The sequence below is a fragment of the Vibrio sp. 10N.286.45.E10 genome (assembly GCF_002874195.2).
Taxonomy (GTDB): domain Bacteria; phylum Pseudomonadota; class Gammaproteobacteria; order Enterobacterales; family Vibrionaceae; genus Vibrio; species Vibrio crassostreae.
In genome coordinates, this window is record NZ_MCWD02000002.1 from 1,075,979 (window position 1) to 1,101,435 (window position 25,457).

Genomic DNA, 25,457 nt, shown 5'->3' on the forward strand with positions numbered 1-25,457 from the left:
TCAATCAAAAGAAATATCAACAAACAGGAATCTCAAAAAACTTGAATACAGTTAGCTTAAACAGAAGTTGTTTGGTTAACCGTGGTGTGGAACACAAATCTGAGGCTTTGAGATAAAGCTGGCAGTAGTAGCTTTATCTCAAAGCCTTCCCCCGGATCTTACCTAAGTAAGAGAGAAGGACGAGGGAGGCTTTCGTGTTAGCGATTAATCAAATTGGTTCGATGTATTCGCTTCACCTGCTGCTTTTAGTGCGTTCTCACCAGCAAAGTACTCTTTGTGGTCATCACCCATATCTGAACCAGACATGTTTTGGTGTTTAACACATGCGATGCCTTGGCGGATTTCTTTACGTTGAACGTTCGCAACGTAGCCCAACATGCCTTGGTCGCCGAAGTACTCTTTCGCAAGGTTGTCAGTAGACAGCGCTGCAGTGTGGTAAGTAGGCAGTGTAATCAAGTGGTGGAAAATACCCGCTTCACGAGACGCGTCTGCTTGGAATGTGCGAATCTTCTCGTCAGCGCTTGCAGACAGTTCTGATTCGTCGTATTCCGCGCTCATTAGGTTTGCACGGTCGTAAGCTGATACATCCTTACCTTCTGCTACCATCGCATCGTAAGCTTGCTGACGGAAGTTTAGCGTCCAGTTGAATGATGGAGAGTTGTTGTAAACAAGTTTCGCATTAGGGTGTACTTCACGTACGCCATCCATCATCTCTTTGATTTGACCGATGTGTGGTTTCTCAGTCTCAATCCAAAGAAGGTCAGCACCTGCGTTGATTGCTTCAATACAGTCGAATACACAGCGGTCTTCACCTGTACCTTCGCGGAATTGGTATAGGCCTGAAGGTAGACGCTTAGGTCGAACTAGTTTGCCGTCACGGTTGAAGCAAACATCGCCTTCAGCCATATCAGCAACATCAATTTCTTCAACATCTAGGTATGAGTTGTAGATGTCACCTTGGTCGCCAGGCTCTTTCACTACTGCGATTTCTTTTGTTAAACCAGCGCCTTGTGAATCGGTACGAGCAACAATGATGCCGTTGTCGATGCCTAGTTCAAGGAAGGCGTAACGAAGTGCGCGAAGTTTTGCGTGGAAGTCAGCATGTGGAACCGTTACTTTGCCGTCTTGGTGACCGCATTGCTTCTCATCGGCAACTTGGTTTTCAATTTGTAGACAACATGCGCCCGCTTCAATCATCTGCTTAGCCATTAGGTAGGTCGCTTCTGCGTTACCGAAACCTGCATCGATATCTGCAATGATTGGCACCACGTGTGTTACGTGATTGTCGATTTTGTCTTGGATAAGGTCTTGTTGGTTAACATCGCCCGCTTCACGTGCAGCGTCTAGCTCACGGAATAAACCACCCAGTTCACGTGCATCAGCTTGGCGCAGGAATGTGTATAGTTCTTCTACTAGGCCTGCAACCGATGTTTTTTCATGCATTGATTGGTCTGGAAGTGGACCAAAGTCTGAGCGAAGTGCAGCAACCATCCAACCAGAAAGGTATAGGTAGCGGCGATCTGTCTTGCCATCAAAGTGCTTCTTAATAGAAATCAGCTTTTGTTGACCGATAAAACCATGCCAGCAACCTAAAGACTGAGTGTATTGAGAGCTGTCTTTATCGTAAGCCTCCATATCCGCACGCATGATATCTGCCGTGTATTGCGCGATATCTAGACCTGTTTTGAATTTGTTTTGAGCTCGCATACGAGCAGCAGATTCAGCATTGATTGCATCCCATGGAGCACCTGCAGCGCTTTTTGCAACTTCTATCATTTCGATATCTTGTGTAATTTGCGACATAACTATTCCTTAGTTTCACGTGGGGTATGGTTGCCAAATTGGCTTGGATTAAAACTTTGCTATGGACAAAGAATAACCACGCATGTGATAATTTTGTTAATTTATAGTTATTATATTCGGTATTTTTCTTATGAATATTGCTCGTATAGACCTTAATTTGCTTGTGTATTTAGACATGTTGCTACGTGAAAGAAACGTTACACGAGCGGCAAATCAATTAGGAATAACTCAACCAGCCATGAGTAATGGACTGCGCCGATTGCGTGATCTGTTTGAAGATCCACTATTGGTGAGAACCAGTGAAGGGATGGTGCCGACCGAGCGAGCGCAAAAGTTGCAACCGCTGATTAGAAACATCTTGGCGAATGTAGAAAAGACACTCCAGCCGACCACAGAGTTTAATGCAGAAGACAGTGAACGCGTGTTTCGTATCATGGCGAGTGACTACGCTGAATCGACCATTATTCAACCTCTTCTGAAAAGGTTAAGTGAGATAGCACCGAAAATACGACTGGATATCATGACGCCAAGTGACGTGAGTTATCAGGATGTAGAGCAAGGTACTGTTGATATAATCATCAACCGTTTTGACGACATCCCACAGTCGTTTCACCAGATGAGCCTTTGGCACGACGGGTTCTCTTGCCTATTTAGCTGTGATAATCCAATTGCCGATAACTTTGATATTTTGTCTTATTTAAAGGCGCAACATATCTGGGTAAGTAAGACGGGGATGGGAACCGGAGTGGGAATCAACCCCAGTGAAGCACAAAAGCTCGGTTGGATAGATGAAGCGTTAATGCGCATTGGTAAAACCCGTAATATCACGGTATTTACTCGACACTACCTGTCGGCGATTCTTTTCGCACAACAGAAGAACTTGATCCTTACTATTCCTACTAAAGCGGCGCAATTGCAGCGCAACAACCCTAATTTGTTAATCAAACCAGCCCCATTTGCTATTGAACCTTTTGAAGTAAAGATGGCGTGGAGCCCCTTGTTACAAACCAATCCAGACCACCAGTGGATGCGTCGCTTGATCAAAAGTGTCGCCAATGAAATCGAAAGTGGTGTGACGGGATAACACAGTTTTTGTGGTATTTCTTTTGTGAATATCCAATATAAGCGGCATAAATTAGCTAAATTTTCGTCAGTTACGTAAATTTATTTAGTAGTCAGCGGTTAATTTGAGAGAGATTTTATGAGCAGTCGTATTCAACAGGGAAGCTTGAGCATTGATAGCACCCTCTACCAATTAATTAATGAGCAGGTCATTCCTGGAGCAGGCATTGTCGCAGAGGACTTTTGGCAATCTTTCGCAGCCATCCTTAAAGATCTGGCACCAAAGAACCGTGCTCTGCTTATCAAGCGTGAAGATCTTCAACATCAAATTGATGTGTGGCACCAAGAGCGTGCGGGTCAAACACTCGACGCAGCAGAGTACAAACAGTTCCTACAACAGATTGGCTACCTCGTACCTGAAGGCGAAGACTTCCAAGTCACTACTGCAAGCGTAGAGCCTGAAATTGCAACACAAGCTGGGCCGCAGCTTGTGGTGCCTATTATGAACGCGCGATTTGCACTTAACGCAGCAAACGCGCGTTGGGGCAGTTTATACGATGCGCTTTACGGCACCGATGTTATCAGCGAAAGCGACGGTGCAGAGAAAGGTGGAAGCTTTAACCCTGTACGCGGTGCTAAAGTGGTGAGCTACGCTCGAGGTTTCCTTGATGACGCTGCACCACTAAACGGTGTCTCTCATAAAGACGTGACCAAATACAGCATCAGTAACGCTAGCGTCGGCAATAAGCTGATAGCGACACTCGATAACGGTGAAGAAGTCACTCTCATAGATAGCAACCAGTTCATTGGCTATCAAGGTGACGCAAGTTCACCTTCGTGCATTCTTCTTAAACACAATAACCTTCATATCGAAATTCAAATCGACCCGAGTGCGCCGATTGGCAGCGTCGATGTGGCGGGTATTAAAGATGTACTGGTGGAATCGGCACTGACCACGATTATGGATTGCGAAGATTCGGTCGCTGCAGTTGACGGTGAAGACAAAGCATTGGCTTACCGAAACTGGTTAGGTTTAATGAAGGGTGACCTTCAAGAGTCGCTAGAGAAAAACGGTAAAACCATTGTTCGTAATCTTAACCCCGATCGTCAATACACCAGTGTGACGGGTGGTGAAATCTCACTTAAAGGTCGCAGCATGTTGTTCATACGCAATGTGGGCCACCTAATGACTAACCCTGCGATTATTGATGCTGAAGGTAATGAAGTGCCTGAAGGTATCATGGATGGCATGGTTACCTCGCTCATCGCGATGCACGATTTAAAGGGTAATAGCCCTTACCAAAACTCGACCGCGAACAGCATCAATATTGTAAAACCTAAAATGCATGGCCCTGAAGAAGTGGCTTTCACCAATGAGTTGTTTGGTCGCATTGAGGATGCACTAGGTTTAGAACGCTTCACCATTAAAGTCGGCATTATGGACGAAGAGCGTCGTACCTCTGTGAACTTGAAAGAGTGTATTCGCGCAGCCAAAGACCGTGTCGTGTTTATCAACACAGGTTTCCTAGATCGAACGGGTGATGAGATCCACACTAGTATGGAAGCGGGTCCGTTTGCTCCTAAAACACAGCTTAAAACCATGACTTGGATTGGCGCATACGAAGATCAAAACGTTGATCTTGGCTTAGCTTGTGGCCTGCAAGGTAAAGCCCAGATTGGTAAAGGTATGTGGCCAGAACCAGATAACATGGCGAAGATGATGGACGCGAAAATTGGACACCCACAAGCCGGTGCCAATACCGCTTGGGTTCCTTCTCCAACTGCGGCGACTCTGCATGCCTTGCACTATCACAAGGTGAGTGTTCCTAGCCGTCAGAAAGAGCTTCGTGAGCGTGTGAGAGCAAATGTTGACGATATTCTTACTATCCCATTGTTAGGCAATCAAAAGCTGACTGCTCAAGATATCCAAAACGAACTGGACAACAATACGCAAGGTATTCTTGGTTACGTAGTTCGTTGGATTGACCAAGGCGTAGGTTGTTCGAAAGTGCCTGATATTAACGATGTGGGATTAATGGAAGACCGTGCAACGCTGCGAATTTCAAGTCAACACATCGCTAACTGGTTACGTCACGGCATTTGCGAGGAAGCCCAAGTAATGAAAACCATGAAGCGCATGGCAGCAGTGGTTGATGAACAAAATGCAGGGGATCCAAGCTACCAAAATATGGCGCCTGATTTTGAAAACAGCATTGCGTTTTCAGCAGCGTGCCAGTTGGTATTTGAAGGCTGTGCTCAGCCGAGTGGTTATACCGAGCCAGTGCTGCACGCGATGCGTCTAAAGCTGAAAGCGCAGGAATAGCGAAGCAACCGAATAACAAAAACAGAGAATGTAAAATACTAAAAAAAGAAACCCCCTTTAACCGAGCCCAAGGTGCCGCGCTTTTATAGCGCGGCTTTTTTTGATTCATTTTTGTGGTGGGAAGGGGGGAGAGTGGGCTAGGTTAGTGCTCACTAAGATTTAAGTGCTTCTGAATCTTGGTTAACGCCGAAACCTACTTGCTACTAAAACCTAGTTACTACCAAAACATAAGTATTTAATGTCCATGTACTCATCGATGCCTTCTTTAGCACCTTCACGGCCAATACCTGATTGTTTAACGCCACCAAAAGGCGCGACCTCGGTTGAGATTAGGCCATCATTAATACCGACCATACCGTATTCAAGTGCTTCTGCTACCTGCCATACGCGGTGGATATTCTGGCTGTAGAAGTAAGACGCCAAACCATAAATAGTATCGTTCGCCATCTCGATGAGTTCCTCGTCTGTGTCGAATTTCATCACAGGTGCGACTGGGCCAAAGATCTCTTGTTGAACAATGTCCATACTGTGTTTCACATCTTTAAGAATGACAGGCTGAAGGAAAAGCCCATCAAGCTCTTGAGTTTGTGTCACAGGTGTTGCGCCTTGCTCTACCGCTCGGTCTATTAATGCTTGGATGTTGTTCTTGGCATTCTGGCTGACAACAGGGCCAATGGTTACACCTTCATCTAAGCCGTTACCAACCTTAAGTTGTTGAACGGCTTGATCAAATTTAGCCACGAACTCATCGTACACTTTACTGTGAACATAGAATCGGTTTGCACAAACACAAGTTTGGCCAGCGTTGCGGAATTTCGAGACCATTGCGCCTTGAACCGCAGCGTCGATGTCTGCATCGTCAAACACAATAAAAGGTGCATTGCCGCCGAGTTCCATAGAGGTACGCTTGATGCCTTTTGCGGCTTGAGCCATCAAAATACTGCCGACACGGGTAGAGCCTGTAAAAGAGATCTTTTTGATTAATGGGTGCGATGTGAATAACTCACCAATCTGTTCTGGGCTATCACCTAATACGACTTGGAGTAAATCCTTAGGAATACCCGCTTGGTAAGCCAGTTCGACCACAGCAAATGCGGAAAGCGGTGTCTCATCTGAAGGTTTCACGACAAAGCTACAACCGGCAGCTAATGCAGGCGCTGCTTTACGAGTGATCATTGCAACAGGGAAGTTCCATGGCGTAATGGCACACGCGACTCCGATAGGTTGCTTGATAGTCACCAAGCGTTTGCCTGCGACTGTGCTAGGAATGGAGTCACCATAAGTGCGCTTGGCTTCTTCTGCGAACCACTCAATGAAGCTCGCACCATATACCACTTCACCTGCCGCTTCTGCTAACGGTTTACCCTGTTCAATCGTCATGATTCGAGCAAGGTCTTCTTTATTCTCAATGATTAGCTGGTGCCAACGGTGCAGTGATGCAGCTCGAGATTTAGCTGGAACCTTTGCCCACTCTTTCTGCGCTACATTAGCTCGTTCAATCGCGCTTGCTAACTCTGTTTCTGATGATACCGGTGCGTGTCCGATGAGTTCACCCGTTGCTGGATTTGTGACTGCAACTGCGTTGTTCGCTTCTGTCACCATAAAAGAGAGTAAGTGCTGGTTCTTAATGTTTAGCATCGTGATTCCTTTGTTGTGATTACTTTAGACGTGTTGCTGATATGCGGGTTGGTGAGTGTTCAGATCATTTCGACCAAATGTTCATTAGTCGCAGATTGTGGTCGTTAATTCGATAGTTTTGAAGTCCTTGTTTGTGAAAGCATTGTTTACCAAAGCAAGGTACACAAAATCATTGTTTATTAAATTCGAGTTTTCGAAATCCATGATCAGCTAAATCATGGACTTCGAAATCTTTTAAGAAAAGTCTATTGCTGACTCCAATTATCAGCTTCGATTTTCGCTAGCGCTTTTGCAGCTTTTTGTAGAGCAGGTAGGAACTTGATCGCTTCGTCCGGCTTTACTCGAATCACAGGTGCTTGGATTGCTAAGCCGAGATTAGATTGGCCGGTTGGCGATGGAATGAGTACCGCAATACACACCAAACCAGGTAGAAACTCTTCATCATCAATCGCAAAGCCTTGGATCTTCGCTTCTTCGATGTCTTGCTCTAACACTGAGTAGTCGGTGATGGTTTTGACTGTGTACTGAGTCAGTGGCACGTTTTCAATCAGTCTTCTGCGCTGTGATTTCGACATATGAGCCAAAAACAGTTTACCTGTCGCAGAGCAGTGAACAGGAACGCGAGAGCCAGGCTGCAGGTGGAAGCGAAGTGGTGCTTCGGTCTCTGCGCGGTCAAGGTAGATGATCTCACCGCTCGATAGTGCGGTTAGGTTGCAGCTCTCGCCGACTTCTGCTCGAAGGTTTTCAAGAATTGTGCGTCTTGCGCTGTGCATGGTGCTGTTGAACAGTAGGTTTTCAGCCAGCTTTCTGAGTCGAATGCCAGAGCTGTAATGCTTTTCATCACCGTCTCTTTGAATGATGCCTGCGGATTCTAATTGTTGCAGCATACGGTGCAAAGTGGGTTTCGGCAGTCCGGTTTCTTCGACGAGCCCTTGAAGGGAAATAAACTCGTCTTTTTGCGCTATCACCTCTAATAGTGCAAAAAGTCGGAGAGTGGGCGTATCTCCTTGAACTTGTGGTGTTTCTGTTTGCATACAGTGATTCATCCTTGCGATATGTCTATTTGTAAGAGTGTACATACCAAATTAATATTCTTCAATTATCTGAATAAAATTTGACCTTTTTTATTATTTCAATAATATAAATATAAATTATGGAACAATTAATCTCAATAAATGGAATTTTAAAATGAAAGCAATTGAACGGATTATTGATAAGGCGCACCTAGATCGTAAGCGTGTGGTTTTGAGCGAAGCTGAAGATCCTCGTGTACTCAAAGCGGCACGATTAGCGATAGATAAACAACTCGCTTATATCACGCTAATAGGGGATGAAAAGGCGATTATCGAAGCCGCTCAGTTGCATCATATTAACCTCGCGGGCATTCATATTGTTTCACCACAAACATCGGCACTTAAAGCCGTGTTGGCTGAACGTCTGTATGAGCTCAGAAAAGCCAAAGGCATGACTTATCAAGATGCATTGGAGAAGGTTACAGACCCACTGATTTTTGCCAATTTGATGGTGAGAGAAGGGCTGGTCGACGGCACGGTTAATGGCGCGGTTTATACCACGTCAGATGTGGTGCGAGCTGCGCTGCAGATCATTGGGCCAGCACCAGACAGCGAATTGGTATCGAGCTTCTTTTTAATGATGTTGTGCGAGCCTTTCCACAATCTCAAAGGTGGCATGATTTTCAGTGATTGTGGTTTGGTGATTAACCCCAATGAAACCGAGCTTGCATCGATAGCAGTGGCCGCATCAAATAGTGCTCAAACGCTGTTAATGGAAGAACCTAAAGTGGCAATGCTGTCGTTTTCTACCAATGGCAGTGCCAAGCATGAATCGGTCGATAAGGTGCGTAATGCCGCCCAGTTAGTGAAGCAACGTTGCCCCGGAATTGCGGTTGATCAGGATGTTCAACTCGACGCGGCGATTGTCACTGAAATTGCGGCGAAAAAGTTGCCCGATTCCGAGGTTAAAGGAGAATCTAACGTGCTGATATTCCCAAACTTAGAAGCTGGCAATATCGGTTACAAGCTTGCTGAAAGGCTAGGAGGCGCGGTCGCGATTGGTCCTTTGTTGCAAGGGTTGAATCAACCAGCCAATGACCTATCCAGAGGTTGTAGTGCCGAAGATATCTTTAATGTAATCGCGGTGACTGCTGTGCAAGCACAACAAGGCAAAACTGCAAATGCAACGACGGATGTTGACGCTGATGCTCAAGAAGCTCCAGAAGATCAAAAAGCTAAAGAAAGAACTGAATCGGAATTTGAGTTTAGGTACTAGGCTCAAACTTAAAGCCCGCACTCACATTAAGTAAAAACACCTAATTAGGATTGCTAATGGAGTTACCTGTTTTACTCGCCATTCTTGCCACCATTGCGGTCGGTACCTATTTCCAAACCGTCACAGGGTTTGGGCTTGGCATTATCGTGATTGGTCTAACGGTCAGCCTTAATTTGGTTTCGTTGCCCGTAATTGCTGCCGTGGTTAGCATTGTGACTTTGTTTAATTGTGTGGTCGCGTTGATGGGCAAGCCTCTGCTTGGGGAACTCAAAATTCTGGTGGTGTTAGTGATCGGTATTATCCCCGGCGTGTCGTTGGGAGTGTTTTTACTGGACGAGTTGAGTGAGTCGGCGACGCATATCCTGCGAGGGCTATTGGGGGCAATGGTGTTATTCGCAGGTCTGAGCTTTATGTTCAAACCTAAAACCAGAAAAGACCGCTCGGCCACGGTATCCTTCTTGGTGTCTGGCTTTAGTTCTGGTTTAGCGGGCGGGTTGTTTGGGATGGCGGGGCCACCGATTGTTTATCACCTTTATCGGCAGCCTTTTACACTCGATCTGGTACGAAGTACATTGCTGATGGTGTTCGCTTGTACGTCGATGTCCCGTACCGTCAATGTCTACGCAGCAGGTGACATGGAAGCGAGCATATTGTGGTTATCCGCTATTGCTGTTCCCTTGGTAGCGCTTGTTACTATGTTTGCTCGGCGCTTTCCCCCACCGCTTTCGAATGACCAACTCAGAAAGCTGGTATTTATGGTGTTGATGTTGATTGGTGGGTATTTGATGGCTGTCTCTGCATGGTCGTTGTTTGGCTCTTCGTAAAACCACTTTCGACAAAGGAGGCTAGCGGTTTGCTAGCCGGTACGTCACTGCTCACGGTTTACATCTCTTAACGCTTCAATATCTCAAAGATACTCCTAGATAACCCAAACAAGCAGCTCTCCTGGACATCTAAAGTAATGTTACTGCGGTAGTACGGGCTTAAATCGACGCCCATCCCCACGCCATGAATTTCGATACCGTTTTTGGTCGACTCGCGCTCAATCACTTGTTTGAGATGGTTATCCAAATAGAACTGATCATTGGCTGTGCTGGTGGCGGTATCCATCGGACAGCCGTCTGAGACCACAATCAACACCTTTCGCTGTGCGCTATGCTGTTGCAAGCGTTGGCTAGCGAACTGAACCGCTTCGCCATCAATCCCTTCTTTAAAGATGTCTGCTTTTCGAAGACTCGCAATGCCAAGGCGAGAGCGTCTCCAATGCGCATCAAAATCCTTAAACACGATATGTCGAACTTCGTTTAAACGACCTGGGTGTTTCGGTTGACCTTGCTTGAGCCACTGTCGATAAACCTTGCCACCATTCCAGTTATTAGTGGTGAAGCCGATAATTTCAAAAGGGATATTGGCTAGCCCAACCGATTTGAGAATCGTATCCATCAGTAGACTCAGTTTGTGACTGTGTTTTTGCATTGAACCTGAGCAGTCCATCAAAAATGTGATGGCACATTGATGAGATGCGCCAACCTCTGGCTGATAAAAGACAGTGCGATCCAATGGCGAAGTGATGAGCTTAGTGAGAGTAGTGGCGTTGACGATGCCTTCTTCTAAATGATCCTGACGTCGGTTCCTTTGTGGCGTGGCAACAAAGCTGGTGAGTATAGCGGCCAAGCGGCGAGTGTTTACTTGTCTCGCCATGATGTCATCGGTGAGCTTTTGTCTCAGTTCGAGTAATAGATCGCGCCTGACGAGTTTGTCTGCCGCTATCACTTGGTCAAATTCTGAATTAAAGACCTGATAATTCGCGCCCGACAGTTCAAACACCTTGCTACTGCCTGTGATGTCGGCATCGATGTCTTCATCTTGAATGTCACCATCAACGATAAGTGCCAGTTGCGCGAGGATCTTGATGTCTGCTTCAACGGTAGGTGTCGGCGAGTTGTTACTCTCTTGTTCTTGGTTGATGAGTTCTTGCGCTAAAGAGGCCAGTTCATTGGCGCAGTGAGCAAACTGTAGCTGGTCGGCTCGATGTTCCTTTAAGCGCTTTAGGCTGCTTCCGAAAATAGACACGATGCCCGCACGTGTCGATTCAATGGTTTCGGCAATTAGTTCCGAAACTGGGACACTGGTTAAGCGGGTGTGGATGATTTGCATCAGCGTGAACAGTAACATCCCAATTCGTGATTCAGTAAAGCCATTTTGATGGTACTGATCGCTCCAATACGCAAAGTTGAATTGGATGCTAGTGGTCACGCCTTTTAGATAAGGCGGGACTTGAGATTCAATCCGTACCTGTTCGCAGAAGTCGTAAAGCAGACGTTCGACTTCGTTTTTCGGTCGCAATGAATAATGGAGGTCAGTGTCTGAAAGCAATAGTCGTAGTGCCGATGAATCGATCTTGCCTTGCATCGAAAGCTTGCTGTTTTTCAACTCATGGCGAGAAACAAAGGTGAGATCGTTAGTATGTGCAGACTGATAATAGCAGGGGCTATTGCCGTTATAGAGACGCTCTCCCCGATAATTCAGGTCCAGCTCACCACTGATCGCTCTAGCGACAGACACACCAAGGTCGAGGATCTTTTTCTGCTGAGAAGAAACATTGGCCATGGTTTACGGCTCCGACTGCGCATAACTCTGAGTAGGCATTTCTAGCGCCTCACCAAAGCAGCGGAAATAATATTCGCTCACCAGCTCTTTCTCTTCATCTTCACAACGGTTGAGGAATGAAAGCCTAAATGCAGTCGCTACGTTATCGAATATTCGAATGTTTTCAGCCCATGTAATCACGGTTCTCGGAGACATTACCGTTGACAGATCGCCCGCTCTAAAACCATTTCGCGTTAAACCAGCGGTGGCGATCATTTTCTCAACCAACTGCTGACCACTTTCATTGTTCAGCTCTGGGCGCTTGGATAACACGATCTTAGTTTCATGTTGCGGATCTAAATAGTTAAGCGTGGCGATGATGTTCCATCGGTCAAGCTGGCTATGGTTAAGAACCTGAGTACCGGAATACAACCCCGAGAAATTACCCAACCCCAGTGTGTTACAGGTTGCAAATAGGCGAAAAGAAGGGTGAGGCGTGATCACTCGGTTTTGCTCCAAAGAGGTGTATTTGCCGTCTTGCTCTAAGAGTTGTTGAATCACAAACATTACATCAGGTCGTCCTGCATCGTATTCGTCTAATACCAGAGCGATGGGTTGCTGGATACTTTGCGGAAGAATGCCTTCTTTAAACTCTGTCACCTGCATTCCATCTTTAATGACGATGCTGTCCTTTCCTATGAAATCCAATCGGCTTAAGTGTCCGTCTAGGTTGATCCTCAAACACGGCCAGTTCAATCTCGCAGCAATTTGTTCAATGTGGGAAGACTTGCCTGTTCCGTGTGTACCTTGTATCAACGTGCGGCGATTAGAGGTGAAACCCGCCAATATCGCTAGTGTTACTTCCGGATCAAAACAGTAGTTAGGATCGACCTTGGGTACATACTCGCCAGCATGTTCAAACCCCAATACGGTTAGGTTACTGTCGATGCCAAAACACTCTCTCACATTTACTGGTTGCGTTGGTATCAATTCCGCATCATTCATTTTTCTTCCCTCTCAATAGCTTCCATGACTGCCTCGATGGGCGATATGTCATCGATTATTAACAGCTCACTCTAAGTTAACGGCACTTTTTGTACGAAAAACTATCAATAATGTGATCCAGTTTTATTAATTAGAATGAATTGTTCCAATTTAATATAAAAAGTTGACGCGCAAAAAATCTACTACTAAGGTGAAAATGAATTCGAAAAAGAGACAATTCATTCCGAAAAATGAAATTTTGGTTAACTCAAGGAGAATGGAAGAATGAGTGAGCAAGAAAAACGTACGGTTGTTTCCGGCACAGTAACAATGACACCATCAGAAGCGTTCGTTGAAACTATGGTTGCTAATGATGTTACCGACATGTTCGGCATCATGGGGTCAGCATTTATGGACGCAATGGATATCTTTGCTCCTGCTGGCATTCGATTGGTCCCAGTGGTACACGAGCAAGGTGCTGCTCACATGGCAGATGGTTACTCTCGTGTATCTGGTCGCCATGGCGTGGTTATCGGGCAAAATGGCCCGGGTATTAGTAACTGTGTGACTGCGATTGCAGCGGCGTTCTGGGCACATAGCCCGGTCGTAATTGTGACGCCAGAGACAGGCACTAAAACAATGGGCTTAGGTGGTTTCCAAGAGTGTAACCAGCTTCCAATGTTCCAAGAGTTCACTAAGTATCAAGGACACGTAACGCACCCAGACCGTATGGCGGAATACACGGGTCGATGTTTTGACCGCGCGATGAGTGAAATGGGTCCGACTCAACTGAATATTCCTCGTGACTACTTCTACGGTGAAACTCAAACCGAGATCCCTAAACCTGCGCGTTTAGACCGTGGTCCAGGTGGTGAGAAATCTCTAAATGAAGCGGCAGACCTGATTGCTGAAGCGAAATTCCCAGTCATCATTTCTGGTGGCGGCGTGGTAATGGCAGATGCAGTTCAAGAGTGTGCAGCGTTGGCGGAAAGACTAGGCGCACCCGTAGTGAACAGCTACCTACATAATGACTCTTTCCCTGCGAGTCACCCATTATGGTGTGGTCCTTTAGGCTACCAAGGTTCGAAAGCAGCAATGAAATTGATGGCTCAAGCGGATGTGGTTATCGCTTTGGGTACACGTCTTGGTCCATTTGGTACCTTGCCTCAACATGGCATGGACTACTGGCCGAAGAACGCGAAAATCATTCAGATTGACGCCGACAACAAGATGCTTGGCCTCGTTAAGAAGATCTCTGTTGGTATCTGTGGCGATGCGAAAGCAGCTGCGGTTGCTCTATCTGAAAGATTGGAAGGCCGTGCACTGTTGTGTGATGACAATAAAGGCGCTCGTCAAGATACAGTAGCAACAGAGAAAGCACTGTGGGAAAAAGAGCTTGATGAGTGGACACACGAACGTGACTCGTTCAGCTTGGATATGATTGAAGAAAACTCTCACGAGACTCCGTTCTCTGGTGGCGAATATCTACACCCACGCCAAGTATTGCGTGAGCTAGAAAAAGCGATGCCTGAAGACGTAATGGTCTCGACGGACATCGGTAACATCAACTCAGTGGCAAACAGCTACTTACGCTTTGAAAAACCACGTAGCTTCTTTGCTGCAATGAGTTTCGGTAACTGTGGTTATGCGTTCCCGACCATCATTGGTGCGAAAGCAGCGGCACCTCATCGTCCAGCTATCTCCTATGCAGGTGACGGCGCATGGGGCATGAGCTTGATGGAGACCATGACATGTGTTCGTCATAACATTCCTGTGACAGCCGTGGTATTCCACAACCGTCAATGGGGTGCAGAGAAGAAGAATCAAGTCGACTTCTACAACCGACGCTTTGTTGCTGGTGAACTGGACAACCAAAGCTTTGCGGAAATCGCACGAGCAATGGGCGCTGAAGGTATCACGGTTGATAAGCTAGAAGATGTAGGTCCAACTCTACAGAAAGCCATCGACATGCAAATGAACGAAGGCAAAACAACCATCATTGAAATCATGTGTACTCAGGAATTGGGCGACCCGTTCCGCCGAGATGCACTATCAACGCCGGTTCGTTTCCTAGATAAGTACAAAGACTACGTATAAGTCATAGGAAGTTTGCCCGGCCAAAACAGTCTCATGAACGCTAGATAAAGCGTTATCGAGAATGTGGTCGGGCAAACAAATTAGGATTCAAAACTAGCGATTAATTGCAAATTGGATGATGAAACAGAATGGCTCAACGAGCGAGTTGTTTTCAAAGATTCTTAATAGTACTGATATCTAAGTATTGGGTCATATATTTCTATTATTTCGCTATAAATATTAGAGCCCTAATGAAACAACCAAGAAGAATAGGTGCGCGGTTTCAGTAATAGAGACTTATTAATAATTATTATGAGTAACTTTTAAATAGTAATTATCGATAAGTCGATAGAGTTCTTAGACTTTAGTATGTGTGTTTTATTATATGTCAGTTTTTAACGAATAAATTTCAATTTAGTTATTTATATTATCGAGTGGTTGGAATCAAATATGAACAATAAACGTTATATCAGCACACTCGAAGAACTGTATGAAATAATTGATTCATTAATGACTGAATGCAGTGACCAACTTGGTTTGATGTATAACGTTTGTGATTATGAAAATAATAATCTAATGCCAAGTTTAGGCCGTTCCAATCGTAAGAACATACGCCGTGTCGAACAAGAGTTGCTTTCAACTGTGAGAGTTTACGGTGGTCACTCGCTGAACTCACACGACATAAATGACTGGTTATTGATGTGTTTAGCCAAGAAGCAGGGCTTTCCCACCCGTTTACTGGAATGGACCGATAACCTGTTAAATGCGCTTTGGTCGGTGTGTCACAGCCAAAGTAAAGACTGCATAAATATAATTAAAGCTATTGATTATCATCGGGTTATTGTTTTTAGCTCGCCGTGTGATCTCAACAAAACTCAGATATTTAATGTGGCGGATTGCGATCAGCAAGAGCCACGCAAGGACAAGTGGTATTCCATTCACCCATTTAAGGAAGGTGGCAATGATGCCATTCAGCCTTTGTACGATGAGAAAGAATATTCAAACGGTCTAGTGTCCGTTCATATTCTTCCATCAGTGAAAGTAAACCTGATAAAGGAGTTAATATCCATGAATGTTTTAAATGAACCGACAGAGTATGTCGAAGAGAAACTAACGGATTTAAAAAACGAAGCACATGCAGATAACAACCAAGTCATAAATAAAGGTGACGGCAATATTGAATTGCAAGTTAATACTCATGATCGTCAACTTGAACAGTATGGTCGAAAGTATCATCAAGACTTTGATTTCGACTAAAGGCTAACACGTTCTAATTTAATTATACCTCTTATTTCGTCAGTGAAAAGTTGATTAAATAAAATTAGAACACTAATTAATTTATAAAAAGATGAAATCTGTGAGCTTAGAGATTGTTTATAACCTAACTCGAAGTTAGAGTGATGAACCTTGTTATCAAGTTGTTAAATTTTCACAAATCTAGTTTAAACACTCTAATAAAAAAGTGGCGCAAAGCTACTGAAATTTAAACCAATAACGAAAACATAAAGGATTCTGGAATATGAATATGCAAACCAATGCGGCGACATTCGTGCTGGAAAACCAAGTCGATACCGCCTTTTTACAGTCTTTCAGTGATGCGTGGAATAACCATGATATTGAAGCACTCATGTCTTTCATGACAGAAGACTGTGTATTCCACACGGTGGCAGGAGAAGGCTTGCTTGGAAACACTATCGAAGGGTACGAAGCGGTTCGAAATAGCTTTGAATTGGTTTGGCAGAACTTTCCAGATGCGGCTTGGAGCGACCCTGTCCACTTTGTATGCGGTGACCGTGCTGTGAGTGAATCAACGTTTTCTGCGACGAACCCGGATGGCCGCGTCATCGAAGCTCGTATGGTTGATGTGTTTACCCTGAAAGATGGAAAAATCAGCGTAAAAAATGCCTTCCGTAAAACACGACCTCATTTGACTCCCAGCAATACTCCCAAGAGCTAGACACGAAATCGCAACCCGTTCACGTGTTATGACTAGGAGAGTCGAATTATGAGTTTAGTAATGGAACAACCGGCAGCCGATGTGCCGCCAAAGGTGAAAAGCACCCAAGCAAAAGACAAATACGATCCAAAATACGATCCACTTAAAGACAAGAGCCCAGGTCACGGTAAGGAATACGCCCCGACTTATTGGGTAGATACCGCAGGCGCACCACCTGAAGATGATGGCCCAATCACGTCAGACATGGATGTCGATGTGGCGATTATCGGTTCAGGCTACACAGGCCTGAGTACCGCGATACACCTTGCTGAAATGTACGGCATTAAAGCGACTGTGATTGAAGCTAACCGTATGAGTTGGGGCTGCAGTACCCGAAATGGTGGCCAAGCACAGTGTGCTTCTGGGCGTTTGAAGCGTTCTCAGTGGATTGAACGCTGGGGCCTAGAAACCGCGCTAAAAATGCACCGCGAGTGTGTGGATGGCATGGAAACGTTCAAGTCACTGATCAAAGACATCGATTGTGACCCACAACCGGGCGGCCACTTATATGTGGCTCATCGTCCAAAAGTGATGGCAACACTCGAGAAAGAAGCCAAGTTGCTGCGTGACACGTTCGATTACGATGCGCAGATCTTAGATGCGGAAACCGTAAAGCGTGATTACGTTGGCGACCAAGAAGCGGCTGGCGCGATGCATGAACCCGAAGGGATTGGTATTCATGCAGGGAAACTGGCGTTTGGTTACCTAAGAAAGGCGCGAGCTCTCGGCGTGAAAGTTCACCCTTCGAGTCCAGTTATGGGTTGGGAAACTCGTGGCGGTGTGCATTACCTGAAAACGCCTGGTGGTGTGGTGAAGGCGCGTTCTGTTGGTGTTTGTACGGGTGGGTATACCAGCCAAGGTTTGCATTCCGAGCTTAAGAATCGCCTTCTGCCAGTGCTTTCTAACTCGATGGTGACACGTCCTTTAACTCAAGACGAGATCGCTGCGTGTAACTTCAAAACCAATCAAGTGATTACTGATACTCGAATTCTGCGCCACTACTACCGTTTGTTACCGGATAACCGAGTACAGATTGGTACACGCAGTGCCATCAGTGGCAAGAACGCGCCTGAAAAGAAATATGAAGACATGCTGAGAGCGGATCTTACTCGAAAATTCCCGTCTCTCGATCAGATAAAAATCGATTATTCATTGTGGGGTTGGGTGGATGTTAGCCACGACATGATGCCGAGAATCTATCAGCCGAATCCAAAGCAATCGATTTTCTACGCACTGGGTTATGGCGGCAATGGCGTGATGTATTCCGCTCAAGCAGGTAAACGCCTTGCTCAATGGATAGCAGGTGAAGGTCACAAGCTCGACCTACCAATATTTGAATCAAAACTTCCGTTCCCCAACGTGAGGGAAGTGGTGGAATCAGAGATGTTTGCACCGTTTCGAAGAATGGGGCAGCGGTTCCTTTATCAGTGGTATTCGTTAAAGGATGAAAGGCTGTAACTACCCGAACATTGTTTCCAAAATAGGGAAATAGAACTACGACCAGGAAAGTTGTACCAGGTCACCTTGTGAGCAAAGTACAGGCAGGAAGTCTGTACGATAGGAAAGGTTAAGACTATGAAATTGATTAAAAATAAAATTATTGCTGGTGTCACCATTGTAGCAACAGCGGTGTTATCTCATACCGCGGCAGCAGCGAATTTTAAAATGGCTATCGGCGATGCTGCTGGTGGTACGCAGTGGGAATTAGCGACCTCATTCTCTGAACTGATGGAGCAAAAAACAGACGGTAAAGTGAAAATCGATCTGTTTCCGAACGGCCAATTAGGCAATGAGCAAGACACCGTAAACGATGCTGCAATAGGTCTTCTCGACTTCTCTGTACTGGCGATTAACAACGTGACGCCTTTCTCTCCAACTGTTGGTCTATTGACCATGCCCTATGTGATTCAAAGCGCAGAAGAAGCGGTACTACTGACTCAAGGGCAAGTAGGTCAAGACTTAGTCGATAACACGATTCGTGATGCTGGTGTTCGTATTGTCGGTTGGGCTTATTCTGGCTTTAGGGTTTTGACTAACTCGAAAAAGCCCGTCGCTTCACCAGAAGATTTGAAAGGGCTCGTGATTCGTGTACCTCGTAACGAAATCATGATCGCGTCTTACCAAGCATGGGGTGTAAACCCAACGCCAATGGCGTGGTCTGAGACTTTCACCGGCCTGCAACAAGGCGTGGTAGATGGACAAGATAACCCTTACATCACAGTTCACGCGATGAAGTTCAACGAAGTACAAAAGTACGTGACCAACATTCGCTACATTTTCTCTCTAGAACCTCTAATCGTGAGTGAAACGGTCTTCCAACAACAGACACCTGAAATGCAAAAAATCATTCTGGAAGCGGGTCAGGAAGCAACAGAGCACAGCTTTGCTTATCTAGAAAATACGGAAAACAAGATTCGCGAAGAGCTACAAGCGAAAGGCATGGTATTCACAGACCCAGCAGACAACGAGCAAGAGTGGATCAACAAAGTGACTAAGTCAGTTTGGCCTAAGTTCTACTCAAGCATTGGGGGCAAAGACAAGCTAGACGACGTTCTTGAGTTACTAGGTAGAAAGTAACGATTAGATTCGCCCTATCTGCTGTTCTCCGCTACTTAATCACCTAGCGGTAGAACAGTGAGATAGGGCATTTACATGGCTGTACTCGTTGATCTGTTCTGTACCTGATCTTTTAGGACCGTGAGCGACTGGTTGTCATGTGAAAATCAACATTGGAGGTTATATGTCAGTCGCTAAAACAATAAAAAAACACCTGAACAACATTGAGGAATATACCTGTTGTTTGTTGCTTGCAAGCTTTGTCCTATTGCTGTTTACACAAATTATTACTCGTCAGTTTTTTGATTACTCTATCCCTTGGGGTGATGAAGTGGCGACCTACATGTTCGTTTGGTTTGCCTATCTAGGGGCTGTTGTTGCGGCCAAGATGTCGGCGCACAACCGAGTGAGCTTTCACTTTAAATTCTTTCCGCCAATCGTACAGACCGTGAGTGAAACCATCGCTGACTTCCTATGGCTCTGTTTCAACGGCTACTTCGTTTACCTCAGCTACGACTTCGTGTTCAACAAAATGAATCTGTTTTGGAAGTCTCAAACCACAGGTATCCCGATGAAGTACTTCTACATGATTTTACCTATCGCGTTTTCACTGATGATGATTCGAATTATCTGGAACAACTATGAGCGTTTATTTAAAGGCGCAACCAACGAAGATCCAGAAGTCAAAGAGCTGCGCAAAATGACGGCACAAAAGTCCGCGCAATAGTCATCACAGAGAATAGTCGTAATAGAGAGATGTAATAATGGAATCCTATTTAACTCTAATTTTATTTGGTGGCTTTTTAACGCTGTTAATCCTAGGCGCACCAATCACAGTATCACTGGCCGGCGCTTCGATGGCGGCCTATATGTTGCTCGACAAAAATCCCATCGCTTTAGTACAAATCGCGTTTACCTCGGTGGGCAACTTCCCACTAATGGCACTGCCAGCCTTTGTTCTTGCGGGTGCATTAATGGAGGCGGCGGGTATCTCCAAACGTCTGGTGGATATCGCAGAAAGCTTAGCTGGCCCCGTAACAGGCGGCCTTGGTGCGGCAACAGTAATGGCGTGTCTTTTCTTTGGTGCTATCTCGGGTTCAGGTCCGGCAACCACCGCAGCAGTAGGCATGTTAATGGTGCCTGCGATGGTTAAACGTGATTACGATAAGAGCTACGCTTCGGCCGTAACGGCTGCATCCGGAGGCTTGGGCATTATCATCCCGCCATCCATTCCTTTGGTTATCTTTGGTATCTCGGCAATGGGCTTAATGGCGCCACCAGAAGCCATTGCTCAACACGGCCAGTTTGCTTCCTTATCGATTCCAAAACTGTTTGTCGCTGGGGTTGTGCCGGGTTTCATTATGGCGTCGACACTAGTAGTCACTAACTATTTTATTGCTAAGCGTGAAGGCTATAAAGGGCTGACCGAAACGTGGTCGTTTGGCGATGTAAGGCACTACTTGCGCCGCGGATTATGGTCGATATTAGCGCCGTTCTTAATTCTTGGCGGTATCTACAGTGGCATGTTCACACCAACAGAATCAGCGGTTGTTGCGATATTCTATTCGTTGTTTGTGGGGCTTTTCATTCACCGAGAACTGTCGTTTAAAAGTGTGATGAAATCTCTGTCGACCACGACATGGATCACTGGGCGTGTGTTGTTGATCCTCTTTGCCGCTACCGTGTTTGGACGTTTGTTGATCGAGCAAAAGATCCCAGTAGTGGTGGCGGAATCGCTACTTAGTTTCACCGATAACATGTACATGGTGTGGGCGCTAACCATTACCTTGTTGTTGTTCATCGGCATGTTCATGGAAACCTTAGCGGCGATCATGATCATCGTGCCAGTGTTACTACCAATCATGTACATGCTAGGTGCTGATCCTACTCACGTGGGCATTGTGGTGGTGTGTACCTTATCGATAGGTTTTGCAACGCCGCCACTTGGAGAGAATATCTTTGTCGCCTCGGGCATAGGGGGCTCAACGGTTGAGCAGATCACCGCGAAGATCCATCCCTTTGTACTTGCTTCTGTTGTGGGTGTTTTCGTTATCGCTTTCTTCCCACAAATTACGCTTTGGCTACCGTCCTTAGTCGGCTATTAGGAGAGAGAACCATGAATTTATCCAGAATCATCCTCATTGGTTGTGCCGTTTTTGCTGTAGTGAGTGGCATTGGTTTACGTGCCGAACATTCTGAAACAGAGAAAGAAGCCAAGCCTGTAAACGTGCTCGATATTTCTGAACCACACGTTGTCAGTGATGCAGAAAGAAGAGCCAAAACTCTCCTTGCTAAAGCGGTAGTGCATGTTCAAAAGGATGGCGATGAAAGCGTTAAAGACTTTATGAGTGACCCTGAATATATCGATGGGGAGCTATATGTGTTTGCTTTGGGCATCGATGGCCAATTCCTTGCCAGCGGTGGCTCGTCAATGGTGCTGGTGGGCGACAGTGTTTTAGATACGCAAGACGTTTACGGCAATCCTTTTTTCCGAGAAATGATCACCAAAGCGGTACACAACGGTTTTGGTGAAGTGAAGTATCACTGGACGAATCCGACTGATCGTATGGGTGAACCGAAAACGACTTTCTTTGAGCGTGTGGGCGATGTGATTGTCGCTGTGGGTTATTACCCAGAACGTTCGAGTGCTGCTGAGGCTAAGAGTTTATTGGCGAGAGCGATGACCGCGATAGTGGAGTCAGAACAAGAGAGTTTAACGGAGTTCAATGACGCCGAAGGAAGTTTTGTAGAAGGAGACTTATATGTGTTTGTGATGGATATGAGCTCTGGGAAACTGCTGGCGCACGGGGTTTCTCCTGAGCTTGTCGGGCGTTCACACAACGAAATTCTAAGCCCTGACGATAAGCCAATTCTCACGGAGATGTTGAACCTTGCGAAAGAAAACGGCCGAGGTGTTTACACCTACCGATGGTTAAACCCGCTGTCGAGCAAAGTAGAAACCAAGCATACTTACTATCGAGTAATCGACAATAAGTTGGTTGGAGTGGGTTATTACACAAATTCAAACAACACGTAAACGTGTTTCTACTGAACCCTCAATCCAGTGAAATAAAGGGCTGGGGGCTCGAAATACTGGTTTGTGTAAAAAAGCGATTTAGTAAAATTCACAGTGTGTAATTTTTGTTGTGAAATTGTTTCAAAAATACAAGTAGTATGAAAAACATGGAAACCACACAGTAAAGAACAATTTTGAAAAGGGTCTATTGGGATGTTTGACCTAAATGAATTTAAAGCCGTACGAGGGATAGACTATGAATATGCTGACACTAGACAAAACAGAACTTCACAGAAACCATTCAACATTTATTGCTGAAGCTGTCTTTGCCGTCGAGATGGTGAAAGCAGACAAGCAACTCGAAAAACAAAAAATGGCGAAACAGCTGCTTGATACTCTATTTCCTCTAGAGACTGGTTCACATGAAGATGTAGTGAGCTACGAGATTGATTACCGACATGTTCAGGTTTATTTCAAAAACGGTGAACACACCGGCCTGAAACGCGCTAAGCATTTTGTAGCTTACACCGGTGACAAGTCTAAGCCTTCAGCAATCCTATTCCGCGATGAAAGCGGTACACACGTTGAAGTGACAATCGGCGCTCGTAAAGGCACAGGCCGTCTGGAGTTAGTTGATATTCAAGATGTCCAATTAGAGACGTGCACCACGTTTGGCCAAACTGAGGCTAGCCGTTCTTCAGGTATTCGTCACTGGGTGAGCTTAGTAAAAGGCGATGAAAGCGGCCGCCCGAATGCATCAAGTGAAGACAAAGAGTTCACGGCGAAGAATGGCGAAGACTACAACCTAGGTTTTTGCTTCGCGATCTAATGTGCTGTCTTTGAAATGTGAAGTGCTGCTCTGCTAATCGCAGCACTGACATCCTAACACTGATTTCTCTTTTACCTTTGGTAATTTCCCCGCCCCTATAGCGGGGCTTTTTTGTTAGAGCTATAAATAAATTGGGTGGTTAGTAAAATTATCTGTAGAAACTTTGAATGATATTTTACGGTGCGTTATTTTAATTTAATGCGCTGTATTTAAAGGTTTTTATTTGTTTATTTTATTCTGTTTTTATTGTCTCAACTATCATGGTTGACGGTGCTTTGGGTGACTATTGAGCAAAAACTCAGTCAAAATACTTCGTGCTGTGCTATTATGCGCGTCCTGGGATTGAGCCAGTAAGTCCATTTATCACCTTGCTCGGTGGTTTTTATCACGTTTTATTTTTGTGAAATGGCGAGCCAATCAAGTAGTAGTTGGATATGGAGAGCGTCCTTATATTCGTTGATTCGGATATGCGAACATCATAATTTATGAGTTTTAAATCAAAAAAATACAGTATTGATTCTACTGACTATCAAGTTGGTCAAGATAACGTCAGTAAATGGGGCATGGATGTCCATAACACAGTCTTCATAGCCTCAGTAGGCTTATCTCTTCTCTTTATCATCACTCTTCTTGCTCTTCCTCCTGCAGATGCCAAAGCTGCGATTGATTCTATCAAGGGTGCTGTTTTATCTAAGTTTGACTTCCTCTTTATGTGGGGAGCCAACATCATGTTAGTTTTTGCCGTTATTCTTGCATTCTCACCTTTGGGTAAAGTTCGCTTAGGTGGCGAAGACGCGACTGCGGATTATTCAATGTCATCTTGGATTGCGATGCTATTCGCAGCAGGCATGGGTATTGGACTTATTTTCTGGGGTGTTGCAGAGCCAACGGCGTTCTTCACCAACTGGTTCGGAACGCCACTCGATGCAGAACCTTTCACAGAAGCTGGCCGTGAATTGGCACTGGGTGCGACCGTATTCCACTGGGGTTTCCATGCTTGGGCTATCTATGGCATGACGGCACTTTGTCTTGCGTATTTTGTTTACAACAAAGGCTTACCGCTATCAATGCGTTCCGTGTTCTACCCAATTCTGGGTGAACGAGTATGGGGCAAAACCGGTGATGTGATCGACGTACTTACTGTACTGGTTACGTTGTTTGGTCTTGCGACCTCATTAGGCTTAGGTGGTACACAAGCAGCAAGTGGTATCAGCCACGTGTTTGGCTTGGAAAACAACATCTTCCTTCAGCAATCTATTATCGTTTTGATTATGGGCTTGGCGATCATCTCTGTTATGCGTGGTATGGACGGTGGTGTTAAGTTCCTTAGTAACTTGAACATGGTTATTGCGTTCGTATTCCTTGGTCTTATCGCTGTTCTGAACTTCACAACTGTGCTTGATTCTGTGGTGACTGCGGTAACGGGTTATGTGAAAAACATCGTTGCATTGAGCCAAAGTTCTGGTCGAGAAGACACAACATGGCTACATGGTTGGACTGTGTTCTACTGGGCATGGTGGGTTGCGTATGCACCATTCTTCGGTATGTTCGTAGCGCGTATTTCTAAAGGCCGTACGGTGCGTGAATTCCTACTTTGCGTACTGATTATCCCAACATTGGTAACATCGGCTTGGATGTCTATCTTTGGTGGCGTGGCTATCGAGCAAGTGATCAGTCATGTGGGGCAACTTGGCCTCGACCAAGGCATCACAGATGTATCTCTAAGCTTGTTCTACATGCTAGACGCATACCCGTTTGGTAGCATTCTATCTGTTATCGCTGTAGCACTGATCATCGTATTCTTCGTGACTACGCTAGACTCAGGTTCTATCGTTATCGATGGCATGACGGCGGGTGGTAAGCTTGAAGTACCAGTGAAACAGAAAGTGGTTTGGGCGGTTATCTCAGGCGCTATTGCAATGGTAATGCTGTGGATTGGTGGTACTCAATCTATTCAAGCTCTGCAATCGATCACGATCATTGCTGCACTGCCGTTTACGATCATTCTTCTTATTGGCTGTTTTAGCTTGTTGAAAGGTCTACTGACTGAAGTAGATAAAGGACAAGAAAACGTTAGTGAAACGACTAACTAAAGAACTCAAGCAGGGAGTTCATGAATGACTCCTGACTAAGCGTGATTTCAAAGCTCTCTTGCACAGTGTGCAAGGGAGCTTTTTTATGCCTGAGAAGAAATGGCAGGTAAGAGAAAGAGACAAAAAAAGAGCTAAAAGCGACTCGTCACTTGTGGCTCTTTTTTAGTTTTAGGGATTAGTTCTAAGGGACTAGCTACTAGCTA

19 protein-coding genes are annotated in these 25,457 nt (G+C 45.4%); 14 read left to right on the forward strand and 5 right to left on the reverse strand.

Features of this window, described 5'->3' with window-relative positions; translation table 11 throughout:
• Positions 1–204 precede the first annotated feature (204 nt).
• Positions 205–1,803, reverse strand: coding sequence for an isocitrate lyase (locus BCU34_RS17745; RefSeq protein WP_102432344.1), 1,599 nt, complete (start codon positions 1,801–1,803; stop codon positions 205–207).
• A gap of 130 nt (positions 1,804–1,933) precedes the next feature.
• Between BCU34_RS17745 and BCU34_RS17750 the strand changes: the two genes are divergently transcribed.
• Positions 1,934–2,887, forward strand: a complete 954-nt coding sequence (locus BCU34_RS17750) for a LysR family transcriptional regulator (protein ID WP_019825141.1) — start codon at positions 1,934–1,936, stop codon at positions 2,885–2,887.
• Positions 2,888–3,004: 117 nt separating this feature from the next.
• On the forward strand, positions 3,005–5,188 hold the full coding sequence (locus BCU34_RS17755; protein WP_102479325.1) for a malate synthase G: 2,184 nt from the start codon (positions 3,005–3,007) through the stop codon (positions 5,186–5,188).
• Between the two features lie 210 nt (positions 5,189–5,398).
• Here the strand turns inward: BCU34_RS17755 and BCU34_RS17760 are convergent, their stop codons facing one another.
• Both BCU34_RS17760 and BCU34_RS17765 read right to left on the reverse strand, forming a co-directional pair.
• The gene (locus BCU34_RS17760; protein ID WP_102479324.1) at positions 5,399–6,826 is read right to left on the reverse strand and encodes an NAD-dependent succinate-semialdehyde dehydrogenase; all 1,428 of its coding nucleotides are present in this window, start codon (positions 6,824–6,826) and stop codon (positions 5,399–5,401) included.
• A 245-nt stretch (positions 6,827–7,071) separates the two neighbouring features.
• Positions 7,072–7,860 carry an IclR family transcriptional regulator gene (locus tag BCU34_RS17765; protein WP_065676756.1) on the reverse strand — a complete coding sequence of 263 codons (789 nt, stop codon included), beginning with the start codon at positions 7,858–7,860 and terminating at the stop codon, positions 7,072–7,074.
• A gap of 154 nt (positions 7,861–8,014) precedes the next feature.
• Between BCU34_RS17765 and pta the strand changes: the two genes are divergently transcribed.
• Together pta and BCU34_RS17775 are read left to right on the forward strand one after the other, a co-directional pair.
• Positions 8,015–9,115 carry a phosphate acetyltransferase gene (gene pta / locus BCU34_RS17770; protein WP_102480626.1) on the forward strand — a complete coding sequence of 367 codons (1,101 nt, stop codon included), beginning with the start codon at positions 8,015–8,017 and terminating at the stop codon, positions 9,113–9,115.
• Between the two features lie 56 nt (positions 9,116–9,171).
• Positions 9,172–9,939, forward strand: coding sequence for a sulfite exporter TauE/SafE family protein (locus tag BCU34_RS17775; protein ID WP_065676758.1), 768 nt, complete (start codon positions 9,172–9,174; stop codon positions 9,937–9,939).
• 67 nt (positions 9,940–10,006) lie between these two features.
• On the opposite strand, the gene BCU34_RS17780 is transcribed toward BCU34_RS17775, so the two are convergent.
• Entirely contained in the window at positions 10,007–11,725 is a 1,719-nt protein-coding gene (locus BCU34_RS17780) for a cobaltochelatase CobT-related protein (protein WP_102398400.1), read from the reverse strand.
• Positions 11,726–11,728: 3 nt separating this feature from the next.
• Positions 11,729–12,709: an AAA family ATPase gene (locus tag BCU34_RS17785; protein ID WP_102480627.1), complete on the reverse strand. Its 981-nt coding sequence runs from the start codon at positions 12,707–12,709 to the stop codon at positions 11,729–11,731.
• 264 nt (positions 12,710–12,973) lie between these two features.
• Here BCU34_RS17785 and xsc point away from each other — a divergent pair, with 264 nt between their 5' ends.
• The 10 genes from xsc (at position 12,974) to BCU34_RS17835 (ending at position 25,254) form a co-directional block, all read left to right on the forward strand.
• Positions 12,974–14,785, forward strand: a complete 1,812-nt coding sequence (gene xsc, locus BCU34_RS17790) for a sulfoacetaldehyde acetyltransferase (RefSeq protein ID WP_017057935.1) — start codon at positions 12,974–12,976, stop codon at positions 14,783–14,785.
• A 429-nt stretch (positions 14,786–15,214) separates the two neighbouring features.
• Positions 15,215–16,021: an FRG domain-containing protein gene (locus BCU34_RS17795; RefSeq protein ID WP_102393922.1), complete on the forward strand. Its 807-nt coding sequence runs from the start codon at positions 15,215–15,217 to the stop codon at positions 16,019–16,021.
• 262 nt (positions 16,022–16,283) lie between these two features.
• Complete coding sequence (locus BCU34_RS17800) at positions 16,284–16,721, forward strand: nuclear transport factor 2 family protein (RefSeq protein ID WP_102478629.1); 438 nt, start codon at positions 16,284–16,286, stop codon at positions 16,719–16,721.
• A 48-nt stretch (positions 16,722–16,769) separates the two neighbouring features.
• On the forward strand, positions 16,770–18,218 hold the full coding sequence (locus tag BCU34_RS17805) for an NAD(P)/FAD-dependent oxidoreductase (RefSeq protein WP_102478628.1): 1,449 nt from the start codon (positions 16,770–16,772) through the stop codon (positions 18,216–18,218).
• Positions 18,219–18,335: 117 nt separating this feature from the next.
• Positions 18,336–19,337, forward strand: a complete 1,002-nt coding sequence (locus tag BCU34_RS17810; protein WP_048609745.1) for a TRAP transporter substrate-binding protein — start codon at positions 18,336–18,338, stop codon at positions 19,335–19,337.
• Positions 19,338–19,500: 163 nt separating this feature from the next.
• Positions 19,501–20,043: a TRAP transporter small permease gene (locus tag BCU34_RS17815; RefSeq protein WP_017097758.1), complete on the forward strand. Its 543-nt coding sequence runs from the start codon at positions 19,501–19,503 to the stop codon at positions 20,041–20,043.
• A 37-nt stretch (positions 20,044–20,080) separates the two neighbouring features.
• On the forward strand, positions 20,081–21,421 hold the full coding sequence (locus tag BCU34_RS17820) for a TRAP transporter large permease (protein WP_017057942.1): 1,341 nt from the start codon (positions 20,081–20,083) through the stop codon (positions 21,419–21,421).
• Between the two features lie 11 nt (positions 21,422–21,432).
• Positions 21,433–22,353 carry a cache domain-containing protein gene (locus BCU34_RS17825; protein WP_102433061.1) on the forward strand — a complete coding sequence of 307 codons (921 nt, stop codon included), beginning with the start codon at positions 21,433–21,435 and terminating at the stop codon, positions 22,351–22,353.
• 235 nt (positions 22,354–22,588) lie between these two features.
• Positions 22,589–23,161, forward strand: a complete 573-nt coding sequence (locus BCU34_RS17830; protein WP_108145124.1) for a malate synthase — start codon at positions 22,589–22,591, stop codon at positions 23,159–23,161.
• 485 nt (positions 23,162–23,646) lie between these two features.
• A complete protein-coding gene (locus BCU34_RS17835) occupies positions 23,647–25,254 on the forward strand; it encodes a BCCT family transporter (protein WP_102479190.1) in 1,608 nt (535 codons plus the stop codon).
• The last annotated feature ends 203 nt before the right edge of the window (positions 25,255–25,457 follow it).

What these genes read in the sequence shown, in the direction of transcription:
- BCU34_RS17800 (WP_102478629.1), top strand. Translation starts at nt 16,284, where the DNA reads ATGAATATGCAAACCAATGCGGCGACATTCGTGCTGGAAAACCAAGTC.
- BCU34_RS17830 (WP_108145124.1), top strand. Translation starts at nt 22,589, where the DNA reads ATGAATATGCTGACACTAGACAAAACAGAACTTCACAGAAACCATTCA.
- BCU34_RS17750 (WP_019825141.1), top strand. Translation starts at nt 1,934, where the DNA reads ATGAATATTGCTCGTATAGACCTTAATTTGCTTGTGTATTTAGACATG.
- BCU34_RS17835 (WP_102479190.1), top strand. Translation starts at nt 23,647, where the DNA reads ATGAGTTTTAAATCAAAAAAATACAGTATTGATTCTACTGACTATCAA.
- pta (WP_102480626.1), top strand. Translation starts at nt 8,015, where the DNA reads ATGAAAGCAATTGAACGGATTATTGATAAGGCGCACCTAGATCGTAAG.
- BCU34_RS17805 (WP_102478628.1), top strand. Translation starts at nt 16,770, where the DNA reads ATGAGTTTAGTAATGGAACAACCGGCAGCCGATGTGCCGCCAAAGGTG.
- xsc (WP_017057935.1), top strand. Translation starts at nt 12,974, where the DNA reads ATGAGTGAGCAAGAAAAACGTACGGTTGTTTCCGGCACAGTAACAATG.
- BCU34_RS17795 (WP_102393922.1), top strand. Translation starts at nt 15,215, where the DNA reads ATGAACAATAAACGTTATATCAGCACACTCGAAGAACTGTATGAAATA.
- BCU34_RS17815 (WP_017097758.1), top strand. Translation starts at nt 19,501, where the DNA reads ATGTCAGTCGCTAAAACAATAAAAAAACACCTGAACAACATTGAGGAA.
- BCU34_RS17745 (WP_102432344.1), bottom strand. Translation starts at nt 1,803, where the DNA reads ATGTCGCAAATTACACAAGATATCGAAATGATAGAAGTTGCAAAAAGC.
- BCU34_RS17765 (WP_065676756.1), bottom strand. Translation starts at nt 7,860, where the DNA reads ATGCAAACAGAAACACCACAAGTTCAAGGAGATACGCCCACTCTCCGA.
- BCU34_RS17775 (WP_065676758.1), top strand. Translation starts at nt 9,172, where the DNA reads ATGGAGTTACCTGTTTTACTCGCCATTCTTGCCACCATTGCGGTCGGT.
- BCU34_RS17755 (WP_102479325.1), top strand. Translation starts at nt 3,005, where the DNA reads ATGAGCAGTCGTATTCAACAGGGAAGCTTGAGCATTGATAGCACCCTC.
- BCU34_RS17825 (WP_102433061.1), top strand. Translation starts at nt 21,433, where the DNA reads ATGAATTTATCCAGAATCATCCTCATTGGTTGTGCCGTTTTTGCTGTA.
- BCU34_RS17760 (WP_102479324.1), bottom strand. Translation starts at nt 6,826, where the DNA reads ATGCTAAACATTAAGAACCAGCACTTACTCTCTTTTATGGTGACAGAA.
- BCU34_RS17820 (WP_017057942.1), top strand. Translation starts at nt 20,081, where the DNA reads ATGGAATCCTATTTAACTCTAATTTTATTTGGTGGCTTTTTAACGCTG.
- BCU34_RS17810 (WP_048609745.1), top strand. Translation starts at nt 18,336, where the DNA reads ATGAAATTGATTAAAAATAAAATTATTGCTGGTGTCACCATTGTAGCA.
- BCU34_RS17780 (WP_102398400.1), bottom strand. Translation starts at nt 11,725, where the DNA reads ATGGCCAATGTTTCTTCTCAGCAGAAAAAGATCCTCGACCTTGGTGTG.
- BCU34_RS17785 (WP_102480627.1), bottom strand. Translation starts at nt 12,709, where the DNA reads ATGAATGATGCGGAATTGATACCAACGCAACCAGTAAATGTGAGAGAG.